This is a genomic window from Micromonospora sp. NPDC048935 (assembly GCF_043197875.1).
Lineage (GTDB): Bacteria > Actinomycetota > Actinomycetes > Mycobacteriales > Micromonosporaceae > Micromonospora.
Genome location: NZ_JBICTZ010000010.1, coordinates 198,667 through 212,757 on the forward strand (window position 1 = coordinate 198,667; position 14,091 = coordinate 212,757).

The 14,091-nt window shown below is 72.5% G+C and carries 11 protein-coding genes; 7 read left to right on the forward strand and 4 right to left on the reverse strand.

What is annotated here, in order from left to right:
* Window positions 1–9 precede the first annotated feature (9 nt).
* The 4 genes from ACGFIW_RS25645 to ACGFIW_RS25660 are packed head-to-tail and all read left to right on the forward strand — an operon-like array spanning window position 10 to window position 4,813.
* A complete protein-coding gene (locus tag ACGFIW_RS25645; protein ID WP_393320532.1) occupies window positions 10–1,218 on the forward strand; it encodes an LLM class flavin-dependent oxidoreductase in 1,209 nt (402 codons plus the stop codon).
* 15 nt (window positions 1,219–1,233) lie between these two features.
* Window positions 1,234–2,592, forward strand: coding sequence for an NtaA/DmoA family FMN-dependent monooxygenase (locus tag ACGFIW_RS25650; protein ID WP_393320534.1), 1,359 nt, complete (start codon window positions 1,234–1,236; stop codon window positions 2,590–2,592).
* Window positions 2,593–2,602: 10 nt separating this feature from the next.
* The gene (locus ACGFIW_RS25655; protein ID WP_393320537.1) at window positions 2,603–3,670 is read left to right on the forward strand and encodes an LLM class flavin-dependent oxidoreductase; all 1,068 of its coding nucleotides are present in this window, start codon (window positions 2,603–2,605) and stop codon (window positions 3,668–3,670) included.
* Between the two features lie 18 nt (window positions 3,671–3,688).
* Entirely contained in the window at window positions 3,689–4,813 is a 1,125-nt protein-coding gene (locus ACGFIW_RS25660; RefSeq protein WP_393320540.1) for an LLM class flavin-dependent oxidoreductase, read from the forward strand.
* 69 nt (window positions 4,814–4,882) lie between these two features.
* Here ACGFIW_RS25660 and ACGFIW_RS25665 read toward each other — a convergent pair whose 3' ends face one another.
* Genes ACGFIW_RS25665 through ACGFIW_RS25675 form a run of 3 tightly spaced genes read right to left on the reverse strand, consistent with a single transcriptional unit; the run spans window position 4,883 to window position 8,862 of the window.
* Window positions 4,883–5,539 carry a response regulator gene (locus ACGFIW_RS25665; protein ID WP_393320543.1) on the reverse strand — a complete coding sequence of 219 codons (657 nt, stop codon included), beginning with the start codon at window positions 5,537–5,539 and terminating at the stop codon, window positions 4,883–4,885.
* The gene (locus ACGFIW_RS25670; protein ID WP_393320546.1) at window positions 5,536–6,831 is read right to left on the reverse strand and encodes a sensor histidine kinase; all 1,296 of its coding nucleotides are present in this window, start codon (window positions 6,829–6,831) and stop codon (window positions 5,536–5,538) included. Before ACGFIW_RS25670 ends, ACGFIW_RS25665 begins: the two co-directional genes overlap by 4 nt.
* 42 nt (window positions 6,832–6,873) lie before the next feature.
* Entirely contained in the window at window positions 6,874–8,862 is a 1,989-nt protein-coding gene (locus tag ACGFIW_RS25675) for a serine hydrolase domain-containing protein (RefSeq protein ID WP_393320549.1), read from the reverse strand.
* A 294-nt stretch (window positions 8,863–9,156) separates the two neighbouring features.
* On the opposite strand from ACGFIW_RS25675, the gene ACGFIW_RS25680 reads away from it, so the two are divergent.
* Window positions 9,157–9,861: a hypothetical protein gene (locus ACGFIW_RS25680; RefSeq protein ID WP_393320552.1), complete on the forward strand. Its 705-nt coding sequence runs from the start codon at window positions 9,157–9,159 to the stop codon at window positions 9,859–9,861.
* Here the strand turns inward: ACGFIW_RS25680 and ACGFIW_RS25685 are convergent.
* Window positions 9,858–11,216, reverse strand: a complete 1,359-nt coding sequence (locus tag ACGFIW_RS25685; protein WP_393320555.1) for a serine/threonine-protein kinase — start codon at window positions 11,214–11,216, stop codon at window positions 9,858–9,860. The two genes, ACGFIW_RS25680 and ACGFIW_RS25685, sit on opposite strands and share 4 nt — an antisense overlap.
* Window positions 11,217–11,329: 113 nt before the next feature.
* Here ACGFIW_RS25685 and ACGFIW_RS25690 point away from each other — a divergent pair, with 113 nt between their 5' ends.
* Both ACGFIW_RS25690 and ACGFIW_RS25695 read left to right on the forward strand, forming a co-directional pair.
* Entirely contained in the window at window positions 11,330–11,824 is a 495-nt protein-coding gene (locus ACGFIW_RS25690; RefSeq protein ID WP_393320558.1) for an RNA polymerase sigma factor, read from the forward strand.
* Between the two features lie 179 nt (window positions 11,825–12,003).
* Window positions 12,004–14,085, forward strand: a complete 2,082-nt coding sequence (locus ACGFIW_RS25695) for a PQQ-dependent sugar dehydrogenase (RefSeq protein WP_393320560.1) — start codon at window positions 12,004–12,006, stop codon at window positions 14,083–14,085.
* Window positions 14,086–14,091 lie beyond the last annotated feature (6 nt).

Sequence of the window (14,091 nt, forward strand, 5' to 3'; positions counted from 1 at the left end):
GGAACACCCATGACGGACAAGAGCCTGCACCTGGCCGTGGCGCTCGACGGTCTCGGCTGGCACCCCGCCGCCTGGCGGCTCTCGCGCGCCGAGGCGACCGCGCCACTGACCGCCCGCTACTGGAACGCCCTCGCGGGCGAGGCCGAACGCGGCGCACTGGACCTGCTCACCATCGAGGACAGCCTGGACCTCCAGTCGTCTGGGCCGGACGGCCCGGACGACCGCACCGACCAGCTCCGGGGCCGACTCGACGCGGTGCAGATCGCCGCCCGAATCGCCCCGCTGACCCGGCACATCGGGCTGATCCCGACCACCAGCACCACCCACACCGAGCCGTTCCACGTCTCCACGGCGATCGCCACCCTCGACCATGTCAGCGGCGGGCGGGCCGGTTGGCGGCCCCGGATCTCCGCCCGCAGGGCCGAGGCCGGGCACTTCGGTCGCCGCGACATCCCACCGCTGGACCCGGCCCGGCTCGACGAGCCGCAGGTCGTACGGCTCATCGGCGACCTCATCGCCGAGGCCGGCGACGCGGTGGAGGTGGTCCGCCGGCTCTGGGACAGCTGGCAGGACGACGCCGTGATCCGGGACGTGCCGACCGGCCGCTTCGTCGACCGCGAGCGGCTGCACTACGTCGACTTCACCGGCCGGTGGTTCTCCGTCAAGGGTCCCTCCATCGTGCCCCGGTCGCCGCAGGGGCAGCCGGTCGTCGCCGCGCTGGCCCACTCGTCGGTGCCGTACGCGTTCGCCGCCCGGCACGCCGACGTCGTCTTCGTCACCCCGACCGAAACCGATCACGCCGCCGCGATCGTGGCGGAGGTGCGGGCGGCCGAGGAGACCGTCGGCCGGACCGGCGCCCCGCTGCGCATCCTCGCCGACGTGGTCGTCCTGCTCGACGACTCGTCGACATCTGCCGGACAGCGCAGGGCCCGTCTCGACGAGTTGCACGGTGCCCCGTTCACGTCCGACGCGGCCATCTTCGCCGGCACCCCGGGGCAGTTGGCCGACCTGGTCGCCGCCTGGCACCGCGCCGGAGTGGACGGTTTCCGGCTGCGGCCGGCCGTGCTCCCCGACGACCTGATCGCGATCACCCGGGCGTTGGTGCCCGCGCTGCGCGACCGGGGCCTGTTCCGCGCCGGCTATCCCGGCGGGACGCTGCGCGACCTGCTCGGCCTGCCCCGACCGGCCAGCCGGTACGCCGTCGCGGCGACCGCCTGAGCACTGGAGACCACCATGCCCAAGCAGATCATCCTGGCCGCGCACTTCCCCGGCGTGAACAACACCACCGTGTGGAGCGACCCCGCCTCCGGCAGCCAGATCGACTTCTCCTCCTTCGTCCACCTGGCCCGCACCGCCGAGCGCGGCAAGTTCGACTTCTTCTTCCTCGCCGAGGGGCTGCGTCTGCGCGAGCAGCGGGGCCGCATCCACGACCTGGACGTGGTCGGCCGCCCGGACACGTTGACGGTGCTCGCCGCCCTCGCGGCGGTCACCACGCACCTGGGTCTGGCCGGCACGCTCAACGCCACCTTCCGCGAGCCGTACGAGTTGGCCCGGCAGTTGGCCAGCCTCGACCACCTCTCCGGCGGGCGGGCGGCCTGGAACGTGGTCACCACCTCGGACGCGTTCACTGGGGAGAACTTCCGTCGGGGCGGCTACCTGGACCGCTCGCTGCGGTACGACCGGGCCGCCGAGTTCGTGCGTACCGCGCGGAAGTTGTGGGAGTCGTGGCCGGCGGACGCGATCGTGGGCGACCGCGACGGTGGCCGCTTCGTCACCGACGCCGGTCCCGGCGCGTTCGCCCACCACGGCGACCAGTTCGACATCGCGGGCCACTTCACGGTGCCCCGCAGCCCGCAGGTGCACCCGGTGATCCTGCAGGCCGGTGACTCGCCGGACGGGCGCGAGTTCGCCGCGTCCAGCGCTGACGCGATCTTCTCCCGGCACGGCACTCTGGAGGACGGCCAGGACTTCTACCGGGACGTGAAGTCCCGGCTGGCCTTCTACGGCCGCCAACCCGACGACCTGCTTGTCATCCCCGGTGTCACGTTCGTGCTCGGCGACACCGACGCCGAGGCGCAGGAACGCGCGCACCACATCCGCCGCCAGCAGGTCAGCCCACAGACCGCGATCCTGCTGCTGGAACAACTCTGGAACCGGGACCTGTCCGGGTACGACCCGGAGGGCCCACTGCCCGCCGAGGACCCGGACGTCTCCGGCGACGCGATCAGCCGGGGCCGAGCCGGCATGTATCCCGACCCGGTGGACACCGCGCGGCGGTGGCGGGCCCTGGCCGAGGAGAAGGGACTCGGCATCCGCGATCTGATCATCGAGGTCACCGGCCGGCAGTCCTTCGTCGGCACCGCCCGGCAGGTCGCCGAACGGATGAACCACTTCGTGCAGTCGGACGCCGCCGACGGATTCATCCTGGTGCCGCACCTGACCCCCGGTGGGCTCGACGAGTTCGTCGACCAGGTCGTGCCGCTGTTGCAGGAGCGCGGCGTCTTCCGCAGCGAGTACACCGGCACCACCCTGCGTGACCACCTCGGACTCGGCCCCGCCCGCCCGGTCGCCCGACCCTCCAGCCGAAAGTGACGGTTCCGGTGTGAAGTTCCTGCTGATTACGCTCATCACCCACCTGCCCGACCCGGTCACCGGTCAGCGCAGGAGCACCACCGACCGGTTCCGGGACGTGGTCGACACGGCGGTCCTCGCGGAGGATCTCGGCTTCGACGGGTACGGCGTCGGTGAACGCCACGAGCGCCCCTTCATCTCGTCCTCACCACCTGTGGTGCTGAGCCACATCGCGGCCCGTACCTCCACCATCCGGCTGTTCACGGCGGTCACCACACTCAGCCTGCTCGACCCGGTGCGCGCCTACGAGGACTACGCCACCCTCGACCACCTCAGCGGCGGCCGACTCGAACTGATCATCGGCAAGGGCAACGGTGCCGCGCAGGCACAACTGTTCCACGTCACCGCCGAGGACCAGTGGGACCGCAACCGGGAGGGCTACGAGCTGTTCCGCCGGCTCTGGCGGGAGGACCGGGTCACCTGGTCCGGGACGTACCGGCCGTCGCTGACCGACGCCGAGACCTGGCCCCGCCCGCTGCAACAGCCCATCCGCGTCTGGCACGGCAGCGCCACCAGCAGAGACTCGGTCGACCTCGCCGCCCGGTACGGCGACCCGATCTTCTCCGCCAACGTCACCAACCCGATCGAGCCGTACGCCGAACTCATCCGCCACTACCGGGAACGGTGGGTCCACTACGGGCACGATCCGGCCGACGCGCTCGTCGGGGCGGGCACCGCCGGTTTCTACGTGGCCCGCACGTCGCAGGAGGCGGTCGAGCGGTACCGGCCGATCTTCGACGCCCGGGTGGCCGCGTTCCGGCGGCTGGGCATCCAGCCGGTCTTCGCGACCCTGGAGGACGCCATCGAGCGCAGCTCGATCCTGGTCGGCAGCCCGCAGCAGCTCGCCGACAAGGTGCTGCGCTACCACGAGCAGTTCGGCCACGAGGTCATCCACCTCCAGGCCGACCACGACGGGCTGACCGACAAGCAGCACCGGGAGAGCCTGGAGCTGTTCCAGGTCGAGGTGGCCCCGGTGCTGCGGCGGGAGATCCCGAGCCGCCCCTTCGCACCGCCGGCGGCCGCCGCCGCGGCGGCCTGACCAGAAACGGGGACCAGCATGCCGTCCACTCCACTGTCCATCCTCGACCTGTCCCCGGTGCCCGCCGGCGCCACCGTCACCGACGCCCTGCACAACACCGTCGACCTGGCTCGGCGGGCCGAGCAGTCCGGCTACCACCGCTACTGGCTGGCCGAGCACCACCTCGCCGCCGGCGTCGCCAGCTCCGCGCCGGCCGTGCTGATCGGGCAGGTCGCCGCGGCCACCAGTGTGCTGCGCGTCGGCTCCGGGGCCGTCCAGGTCGGGCACCGCACCGCCCTGTCGGTGGTCGAGGAGTTCGGCACCCTCGCCGCCCTGTACCCGGGCCGCATCGACCTCGGGCTGGGCCGCTCCGGTCAGCGGCGCATCGAGGCGGCCCAGGCGGTCGCCGCGCCGGCTCCGCCACCGGTGCCGGCCCGGGTGGTCGACGGGCTGCTCATTCCGCCGCCGTTCTCCTACGCCAGCGTGCTCTCCTCACCGCGCTTCGCCCTGAGCACGGCCCTGCTGCACCAGCCGGGTGCGCAGCCGCCGCCCTTCGCCGAGCAGGTGGCCGACGTGCTGGCCCTGCTGCGCGGCGACTACACCGACGCCGACGGCCTGGACGCGCACGCCGTGCCGGGGGAGGGCACCGACCTGCAGGTGTGGCTGTTGGGCAGCAGCGGCGGGGAGAGCGCCCAACTGGCGGGTGCGCTGGGCCTGCCGTTCGCCGCCAACTACCACGTCAGCCCGTCCTCGGTGCTCGACGCGGTCGGCGCGTACCGGGCCGCGTTCCAGCCCTCGGCGACGCTCGCCGAACCGTACGTGGTGGTCTCCGCCGACGTGGTCGTCGCCGAGACCGACGACGCGGCCCGCCGGCTGGCCGCACCGTACGGCCCGTGGGTGCGCAGCATCCGCAGCGGCGAGGGCGCGATGCCGTTCCCCAGCCCGGAGCAGGCCGCCGCGCTGCCCTGGAGCGAGGACGACCGCCAGCTCGTCGCCGACCGGGTGGACACCCAGTTCGTCGGGGCACCCGGCCCGGTCGCCGAGCGGCTGCGCACCCTGCGCGACGTCACCGCCGCCGACGAGCTGCTGGTCACCACGATCACCCACGCCCACACCGACCGGGTCAGCTCCTACGAACTGCTCGCCAAGGAGTGGACCGACTGACCCGGGCCGTGGTCGCGCTCGACCGGGTCCTCCCGGGTCGGTGCGCCCCCGCAGACCGAGGCGCCGCGGTCAGGGGCGGGCCACCCCGTTCTGGTACGCCCACACGACGGTCTGTAGCCGGTCCCGTGCGCCGATCTTGCCCATGGCTCGCCCGAGATGCGACTTCACCGTGCTGGTCTCGATGAAGAGCCGGTCGGCGATCTCGACGTTGGACAGCCCCTGCGCGAGCAACTGCACGATCTCGGTCTCCCGCGCGGTCAGCTGGTGTGCCGCCGCGGCGTCCGAGCGGGGAGCGGGGGTGCGTCTGGCGAACTCCGAGATCACCCGACGGGTGACGGCCTGGTCGACGAGACCGTAGCCGCCGGCCAGGCCACGGATCGCCTCGACGAGATCCTCGGGCTCGCAGTCCTTGAGGATGAACCCGCTGGCACCGGCCTCCAGTGCGCCGAAGACGTACTCGTCGAGGTCGAACGTCGTCACCACCAGCACCGCGGGCGGCGTGCCGGTGGCCTCCGCGACGATCTGTCGGGTCGCGGTGAGCCCGTCGCCGTGCGGCATCCGGACGTCCATGCAGATCACGTCCGGTTGCAGCCGACGGGCCAGTTCGGCGGCGGCGGACCCACTCGACGCCTCGCCCACGACCTCGATGTCCCCCGGCTCCTCGAGGATGACGCGGAAGCCGGCGCGGACGACCGCCTGGTCGTCGACGAGCATCACTCTGATCATGCCGGGGTGTCTCCCTTCGGGTGCGACGCGACGGGTTCGTTCGTCGGTAGCGTCGCGGTGACCGACCAACCGCCGGCCGCGGTCGGCCCGGCCGTGAACGTCGCCCCGATCAGCTGTGCGCGCTCGCGCATGCCCACCAGGCCGACACCGCCGGTGCGGGCCGTGGGCACGGTACGCCGGGCGGCCGGCTCGTTCACCACCTCCAGCGACACCGAGCGCGGCCGGAACCGGAGCACCACCCGTGCCGGCGCGCCCGGGGCATGCTGACGGGCGTTGCTGAGCGACTCCTGCGCGATCCGGTAGAGCGCGACGTCGGCGATCGGCGACACCTCGCGCTGCTGCCCCTCGCGGACCAGCTCGACCGGGCCGGCGAGGGTGCCCACGTCGCGGACGAGGTCGTCGAGCATGCCCAGGCCCGGCACCGGAGCGCCGCCGTCGCCGCCCTCGTGTGCCGGGCGCCCGCGCAGCACACCGACGACCAGCCGCAGGTTGTCCAGGGTCTCCTTGCCCTGGCCCCGGATCCAGGCCACTCCGGCCTTCGCGGCTGCCGGATCGCGGTCGATGAGCCGCTCGACCGCCGCCGCCTGCACGACCATGCCGGAGAGGTGGTGGGCCGCCACGTCGTGCAGCTCCCGGGCCATCCGGGTCCGCTCCGCGCCGATCGCCCCCTGGATCTTCGTCTGCTGTTGCCGGATCGCCTCGTCCGCCCGCACCCGGACCAACTCGACGTAGCGCCGCGACGTGGCCACGTAGCTGCCCACGAATGTCGCACCGAGGTAGGTCAGGGCGCTCGCGGAGACGTACGCGACGGCCGCCGGGAGGTCGGGGGTCACCAGGACGGCCGCCCCGGTCGACTCCACCAGCACGGCCGCGCCGACGGCCAGCAGCGCGCGTCGCAACGGCAGCGACGACCCGATGGTGTACGCCACGACGAACGGTGCGAAGCCCCGGATGCCCGCCTCGGGCAGTGAGACTCCGACGACGAGCAGTTGCAGGCCGAGGACGAACGCGAGGCAGAGCAGTGGGCGGACCCGACGCAGGCACAACAACATCGCCTGGGCGCAGCAGATGGCGACGAGCAGCCAGCCCCGCGTCGGGTCGAAAGACACCCCGTCCGCCGGTGCCACGACCCAGAACAGCACCGTCAGCAGGACGAATGTCGATACGGTCAGGACCGTCGCGAGCAGGCAGTCGCGGGGGAACACCCCCGTCACGCCGAGGCGGGTGAGCCGTCCGTCGAGCCACTTCGTCAGTCGCGGCGGGTCGGGTTCGTTGCCGGTGTGGTCCGTCATGCGGTGGGCATCCTCGCTCCGGATCGTCCCGGGTCGGGCGGGTCAGTAGGAGATGCTAGGCGCGAGCAGCCGGAACTCCACGGCGAACCAGCCCGCGCCCGCGAGAGCGAGCAGGAGCAGGGCGCTGCCGGCGATCTTCCACCAGCCGACGTGGCGTCGGACGTCGTCGGCGAGCCGGACGGCGGCGGGCAGCACACCGAGCAGCCCGACCAGTTGCAGCACCTGAGCGGTGCGCAGCACCGCACCGGGGACGTCGCGCAGGCCCATGATGCTGCTGATGGCCAGCACCCAACCGGCGAAGGCGAGCAGCGTACCGGCGACGGCGACACGGCTCAGGATCCGCGCGGTGCGCCCCGCCCGATCGCGCCGGGCACCGCCGAGCCTACGACGGACGAGCGCGCCGACCGGCCAGGACAGCACGGTGAGCAGCAGCACGGCCGTCGACACGGCGAGCACCGGGACGGCCACCGTGGACGCCCGCGCGGGCTCGACCGGGAGCAGCGCGAACGCGGAGTCGAAGCCGATCGCCTCGACCCGGTCGCCGGCCACCCGCATGGCGATCGTGCGCTGCCCACCGACCTCGCGCCAGACCCACGGGGCCACCTCCTCGTAGCGGGCGGGGGAGTCCGACAGCGGGCCCGGCTCGAACAGCAACCGGTTGCCGTCGGCGACGCTGACCGTCGTCCGCCCGACCAGGCCGATCGTCGTCAGGAAGTTGCTCCGGATCGCCCGCGAGGACTCGTACGTGCCGGCCGCCAGCGCGGCGTGCTCGGCGGCGGTCGCCGAGTCGACACCGGCGGTCGGTTGCCCGCCGCGGGCGGGAAAGTAGCGGTCGGCGAAGCCGTTCACGACCGACTCACGAAGCTCGTGGCTGGCGAGGGCGCCGGAGCCGTTGCTGTTGAGGGAGAGGAAGATGCCAGCCCGGTCGTCGGGGTAGATTTGCAGGTGGGTGTGGAAGTACCCGGTGTCGCCGCCGTGGCCGAGGATCCGGTGGCCGTTGCGGCTCTCGTCGAAGAAGCCGAGGGTCATCCGGGGGCCGCCGGCAAGGGTGCCCAGCGAGGTCGAGTCGAGTGCGGGACGCTGCATCAGCTCGCGGGTCGGCCTGTCCAGCAGGGGCGCGAAGCCCACCGGCTCACCGAGTTGGGCGAGCATGAAGCGCGCCAGGTCCGTCGCCGGGGCACTCAGCGCGCCGGCCGGGGGCGTGCCGACGATCTCGAAGGGCGCGGCGGGCCCGGCGGAGGTGTCGTACCCCCGGGACATCCGGTCGCGCAGCGGCGTCGGCAGCGGCTGCTCGAAGGTCGACGACGGCATGCCGGCGCGGTCCAGGATGTCGCGCTGGACGTACTCCTCGAAGCGTGTCCCGCTGACACGTTGCACGATGTAGCCGGCGAGCGCGTTGCCGTAGTTGGAGTAGGCCGGGGTCGTGCCCGGCTCGTAGATCTGCTCGGGCGGGTCGGTCGTCAGGGCCTTGCGTAGGTCGAGGCCGGTGGCGTCGGTGCCGATCAGGCCGGCGATCCGCTCCTCGAAACCGGCGGTGTGCGTCAGCAGGTGCCGCAGGGTGACGGCCCGTTCGAAGCGGCGCGGCAGGTCGAAGTCGAGGTACGTCTCGACGTCGGCGTCGAGGTCGAGTTTCCCGCTCTGCACGAGTTGCAGGACGGCGGTGGCGGTGACGAGCTTCGACACCGATCCCATCCGGAAGAGATGGCGGTCCGGATCGACGGGGACGGCCCCGGTGTCACCGTCACCGGTGTCGGCGTGGCCGTACCCCCGCGTCGTGAGGATCCTGCCGTCGTCCACGACGGCGACCGTGGCCCCGGCGATGCCGGTGCGGTCGAGCGCGGCCGGCAGCACGCCGTCGAGCCAGGCGTTGACGTCGGTGTCGGTCAGGGCGGGACCTGTGCCGCCCGGGGCGGCGGCAGCCGCCGGGGTGTCGACGTGCGGGGCCGGGCGGGCGGGCGACGCGCCACAGCCCGCGGTGGTCGCGGCGACGACGGCGGTGGCCGCGAGGGTCGCGCCGAGTCGGACGAGCATCCCCGCCGGGCGGGGTGGACGGGTTCGGAGATTCGTACGAGAGCGCATGTCTGCCGGTGCCTTCCCCGGCGACCGGGTGTCCGGAGCGAGTCCGTACGGCGTCACCCGATGCCATGGCACAAGCCTGTACGGCCGCGCGTGCCGAACCATCTGGCGCAGGGTGGCAGTGCCCTTGCGACCTGAGGAGGAGAGGCGTGCGCACCCACGGCGGAAAGATCCGCCCGAGTTGCGTGAACCACCGCCCGTGTCGGGGCATCCCATGGGGTGACAGATCCCGCAGAGGAAGGACCACCCATGCGCGGCAAACTGCTCGTCGGCGTGGCACTCACCGTCACGGTTGGCGCCGGCTGCACCCCGTCGGTCGAACGGCTCGCCGGTGATGCCGGGCCCGCCGGCCCTGCCGCGGGCAGTGCGAGCCCGTCGGTACCGGGCGCCCCGACGACCGCCAGCTCCGGCTCGGGTACGCCTGCCGCCGGTAGCACCAGCCCGGCTGCTCCGGTCGCCGGCACCTCCGGGCCGGACACGCAGGTGAGCGCGATCAGGCAGACCGACTGGCCCAACGCGGTGATCCGCAAGCTGGGCTTCTGTGGCGAGTCCGACGACAGCGTGGCGTTCCGCAACGGGTCGAACGGGTTCGACGTGCCGTGCCGCATCCTGCCGGGCGGCGCGCAGCCGGTGTACGGCGAGTTCATCGTCGAGGAGCCGGCGAACGCGCCGTCGACCGAGGACGCGCTCGTCCTCGTCGAACTGGGCAACCCGAACGCCGCGCGACGGCAGGCCCTCGTGCCCGTGCAGCTCTCCGACAACGGTCGGGGACGCTACGCCTGGCCGGTCATCCGGGGAGACCAGCCCGGTTCCGGAGGCGCCCAGGTCATGACGTTCGCCTCGTACCGGTTGGTGGGCCAGAACGTGGAGGCCACCGTCCGCACGCTCGACGGCGGCACCGAGACCCGCCGGTGGCGCAAGGCCGACGGCAGCGGCAACTGGGAACGGTACTAGGCCGTGGAGTCGCGCACGCGCAGCGTGCCGAGGATCTCGTCGGTGCGATCCGCGCCCCCGGTCTGTTTGACCTGGACGTAGACGTCGAGGGTGCCGTTGGCCGTGGTCAGGATGACCTCGCTGAAGGACGTCGTGGTGTTGGCGCACCGCGTCCAGCGCCTGGCGCTCCCGCTGAGGCTGCCGACCGTGATCGTGCGGTCGGCAGCGCGGGTGCACCGGTTGTGGCCGGTCAGGGTGGGCTGGACAGTCGCGCCGGTGCGGGCCCGGCTCACCCCGACGAACACGCCGGGCGTGGGACTGTTCGCGTTGGACCACACGGTGAGGTCGGGCCCGACGACCAGGCCCGGGTCGTGTGCGCCGGGCAGGCCGATCACGCCCGGTTTCCAGCCGCCGTCGCGCAGTTGCCGGGCCCAGTCGTCGGGCACGGCGACGGAGACGGTGCCGGTCACGTCGCGTACCCGTGTCCAGCCCGGCGGTGTGGCGGAGGTGGCGGACGAACCGGCCAGGACCAGCGTCGTGGCCGCCGCGCCGACGGTGGTGAGGGCCCGGCGGGCGCGCTGCGCCGACCGCCGGGCCGGAGCCGTTCGTGCGGCGAGCAGACCCTCCAACGCGGAGGCGTACGCGGCCGCGCTCGGCCAGCGGCGGGCCGGATCGCGGTGCAGGGCCCGACGGACGACTCGCTCGACGGGCGCGGGCACCCGGGCCGCGGTCTGCATGGTCTGCCCCGGCGGCAGCCCGGTCACCATGTGGTGGGTGAGCGCGCCGATCGCGTAGACGTCGGCACGCGCGTCCAGCGCGCCACCCGGGACGAGCTGCTCGGGTGCCATGTAGCCGGGCGTGCCGGCGACCAGGGTGAACCCGGAGGCGTGCGCGAGTGCCTTGGCCAGCCCCAGGTCGGCGACCAGCACCCGGCCTCCGGCCGCCGGTGTGTCGAAGAGGACGTTGGAGGGCTTGAGGTCACGGTGCAGCACACCCTTGTCGTGCAGGACGGCCACCGCCCTGGCGATGTCGGCGGCGATCCGCAGCGCCTCGGGCACCGGCAGTGGACCGTCGGCCAGCCGCTCGGCGAGCGTGCCGCCACCGGCGTACGTCATCACCAGGTACGGCCGGCCGTCGGGCAGCTCGCCGATGTCCAGCACGCGGACCAGGTGGTCGGAGTCGACCTGGCGCATGAACCGGGCCTCCTGGCGGAAACGGGCCCGGATGTCGGCCCGCTGCGACCAGTTCTCGGCGAGCACCTTCACCGCCACCGGGGCCTGCAACTCGTCGTCGTACGCCAGCCACACGGTGGCGAACGCGCCGGCGCCGACGGGCCGTGCGACGCGGTACCGGCCGACCTGTGGCGGGATGGACACGGCCGTATTATCCGGCAGCCGCAACCGCGGTGTCGCACAGGGAACGGGGAGCGCCGACGTTGGACGGGTCGTCGATCGAGGAACTGGCGCGCCGGGCAGCGACCGGTGACCGCGTGGCACGTGACGAGTTGCTGGCGGCGATCGGTCCGCGGGTGCTGGAGCAGTGCGGGCGGTTCCTGCCCTGCCGGCAGGACGCGGAGGAGGCGGCGCAGGACGCGTTGTTGCAGGTGGCCACGCACATCGAGCGATTCGAGGGCCGGTCGCTCTTCACGACCTGGTTGCACACGGTGGTCGCCAACTGCGCCCGGCAGACGTACCGGACGCTGCGGCGGCGGGCGGCCGAGCGGCCGAGCCCCCTGCTGCCCGTCGAGGTGGCCGACCCCCGCACGACGAGCGTCATCGCCGGATCGCGTCTCGACCTGCTCGACGCGTTGGACAGGTTGGAGGCCCACCGGCCGGAGTTGGTGACGGCACTCGTGCTGCGTGACCTCTGTCAGCTCGACTACCAGGAGATCGCCGGGCAACTGGACATTCCGGTCGGCACGCTGAAGTCCCGGATCCACCACGCCCGCCGACACGTCCGGGAGTCGTTGCGGGGCAGGGAGTAGGACGGCGGCCTTTTTTCGGAAATGGCCTCGATCTGGGACTTTGTCGCTGATCGAGTGACATCGTTTGACATGCGCCGGCAGCCCATCTTGGATGGTCGATGTGCACAGTCCGACCGGGTCGGGCGCCGGGCCCTCCGACGCCGGGTCGGTCCGGTCGACGCCCCGATCCTGGAGGACGGATGTCAGCCATCGCGCGGTCCCACCCACGTCACTCACGATGGCGACTCCTGCCGGCGGCGATGGCAGCGGCGACACTGCTGACCGTCGCGGTCGGCGTGCCGGCATCCGCCGCGGCCACCTCGACGGTGGTCAGCGCCGCGTCGGGCCGCTGCCTGGACGTCGTCGGCAACGTCCGCACCGCTGGTGCCGGCATCAACATCTACGACTGCAACGGTCAGGCCAACCAGGCATGGACCCTCACGTCAGCCGGCGAGCTGCGGGTCTACGACGAGACGATGTGCCTGGACGTGGTCGGCCAGGACACCACCGCACCGGCCACGGTGCAGATCAACACCTGCGGCGGTGGTGCCAACCAACGCTGGCGGATCAACACCAACGGGACCATCGTCGGTGTCCAGTCCGGCCTGTGCCTGGACGTCAACGGCGGCGCCACCGCCAACAGCACCCCGGTTGGTCTCTGGACCTGCAACGGCCAGGCCAACCAGCGCTGGACTACGTCGCTGGGCAGCAGTGACAGCCAGGCGCCCACGGCTCCGGGCAGCCCGCGGGTCAGCGGCCTGACGTGCAACTCCGTGACCTTCGCGTGGAACGCCTCGACGGACAACGTCGCCGTCGCCTTCTACGACGTCTACCACGACGGCCAGTTGATGAAGTCGGTGAGTGGCTCGACGCTGTCCACAGGTCTCACCGTGGTCGCCGGGGCGACCTGGGGCCTGTACGTCAACGCCCGGGACGCCGCCGGCAACGTGTCCCAGGCGAGCAGCACCGTGTCGATCACGCCCCCGCCCTGTCAGGCCGACACCCAGGCGCCGACCGCGCCGCAGCAGCTCACCGGCACCGCATCGGGCACCACGGTGACCCTGGGCTGGACCGCGTCGACCGACAACATCGGCGTCCGGGCGTACGACGTCTTCCGCGGTGGCGTGAAGGTCGGCACGGTCACCGGCGCTCCACCCGCGACCACCTTCACCGACAGTGGGCTGGCGGCGAGCACCGCGTACCAGTACTACGTGGTGGCCCGGGACGCGCAGGACAACGTCTCGTCGCGCAGCGCCACCGCGACGGTGACCACCGGCGCGGGCTGCGGCAACCCGGTGTGCGCGGTGCGCCAGGTCACCACCGACACCGACATCCCGTGGGGGCTGGCGACGTTGCCCGACGGCAGCGTCCTCTACAACCGTCGCGACGCGCACGACATCATCCAGCTCAACCCCGGCACCGGGGCGAAGACCAACCTGGGTACGGTCCCGAACGTGCAGAGCACCGAGGGTGAGGGCGGCCTGCTCGGGCTCGCCGTCTCGGCCACCTTCACGAGCGACCGCTGGTTGTACATCATGCACACCTCGCCCAGCGACAACCGGATCGTGCGGATCAGGTTCGAGAACGGCCGCCTGAACACCTCCAGCGAGCAGGTGCTCATCAGCGGCATCCGGCGCAACAAGTACCACGACGGCGGCCGGCTGCGCTTCGGCCCGGACGGCAAGCTGTACGCCAGCACGGGCGACGCGCAGAACGGCAACTACGCGCAGGACCGGTCGGCCCTCGAAGGCAAGATCCTGCGTCTCAACCCGGACGGCACCGTCCCCTCGGACAACCCGTTCGGCAACTACGTGTGGAGCTACGGCCACCGCAACCCGCAGGGGCTGGCGTTCGACTCGCAGGGCCGGCTGTGGGAGCAGGAGTTCGGCAACTCGATCATGGATGAGACCAACCTGATCACGAAGGGCGGCAACTACGGCTGGCCGGCGTGCGAGGGCACCAGCGGCACCTGCGGCACCGCCGGGTTCATCGCGCCGGCGCGCACCTATCCGACCGCGGACGGGTCCTGCTCCGGCATCGCGATCGTGCGGGACGCGCTCTACGTGGCCTGCGCGCGGGGTGCCCGCATGTACCGCGCGGTGATCAGCGGCAGCGGTCTGACGAACGTGCAGACGTACTTCAACGGCACCTACGGCCGGCTGCGGACGGTGGAGCCGGCCCCCGACGGCGGCCTGTGGCTGACCACCACCACCGTCGGTGACAAGGACAGCACCCCGAACAACAGCAACGAGAAGATCCTGCACGTCACGCTGGGCAACTGACCGCCG